Source organism: Photobacterium marinum, from assembly GCF_000331515.1.
Taxonomy (GTDB): domain Bacteria; phylum Pseudomonadota; class Gammaproteobacteria; order Enterobacterales; family Vibrionaceae; genus Photobacterium; species Photobacterium marinum.
In genome coordinates this window covers 1-1,158 of record NZ_AMZO01000058.1, presented here as the reverse complement: position 1 = coordinate 1,158, position 1,158 = coordinate 1, and the positions used below count along the sequence as shown (strand labels likewise).

The window sequence follows — 1,158 nt, the reverse complement described above, 5'->3', positions numbered from 1 at the left end:
TTATTCGATGATAGAAGCAACAACACCAGCACCAACTGTGCGACCGCCTTCACGGATAGCGAAGCGTAGACCTTCGTCCATCGCGATTGGAGCGATTAGAGTAACAACCATCTTGATGTTGTCACCAGGCATAACCATTTCTACGCCTTCTGGTAGTTCGATAGTACCAGTTACGTCAGTTGTACGGAAGTAGAACTGTGGACGGTAGCCTTTGAAGAATGGCGTGTGACGGCCACCTTCGTCTTTAGACAGAACGTATACTTCTGACTCGAACTTAGTGTGAGGAGTGATAGAACCTGGCTTAGCAAGTACCTGACCACGCTCAACTTCGTCACGCTTAGTACCACGTAGTAGAACACCAACGTTCTCACCAGCACGGCCTTCGTCAAGAAGCTTACGGAACATTTCAACACCAGTACAAGTAGTAGTGGTCGTTTCTTTGATACCGATGATTTCTACTTCGTCACCTACAGTGATAACGCCCTGCTCAACACGACCAGTTACAACTGTACCACGGCCCTGGATTGAGAATACGTCTTCGATTGGTAGGATGAATGGACGATCGATTGCACGCTCTGGCTCTGGGATGTAGTTATCTAGAGCTTCAGCTAGTTCAACAATCTTGTCTTCCCACTCTTTCTCGCCGTTTAGAGCGCCAAGAGCAGAACCCATGATTACTGGGCAGTCGTCACCTGGGAAGTCGTACTCAGATAGAAGTTCACGAACTTCCATTTCTACTAGCTCTAGTAGTTCTTCATCATCAACCATGTCACACTTGTTCATGAATACGATGATGTAAGGGATACCAACCTGACGGCCTAGTAGGATGTGCTCACGAGTCTGAGGCATTGGGCCATCAGTTGCAGCAACAACTAGGATACCACCGTCCATCTGCGCAGCACCGGTGATCATGTTTTTAACATAGTCAGCGTGTCCTGGGCAGTCTACGTGTGCGTAGTGGCGAGTTGGAGTATCGTACTCTACGTGAGAAGTAGCGATTGTGATACCACGCTCACGCTCTTCTGGAGCGTTATCGATAGATGCGAAGTCTTTCGCTTCACCGCCGTAAACTTTAGCCAGAGTAGTACAGATAGCTGCAGTTAGAGTAGTTTTACCGTGGTCAACGTGGCCGATAGTACCAACGTTAACGTGCGGTTT

1 protein-coding gene is annotated in these 1,158 nt (G+C 48.3%); it reads right to left on the bottom strand.

Annotated elements, in window-relative coordinates; translation table 11 throughout:
- On the bottom strand, positions 1-1,158 hold a 1,158-nt coding region (gene tuf, locus C942_RS24065; RefSeq protein WP_036801791.1), incomplete at its 5' end, for an elongation factor Tu.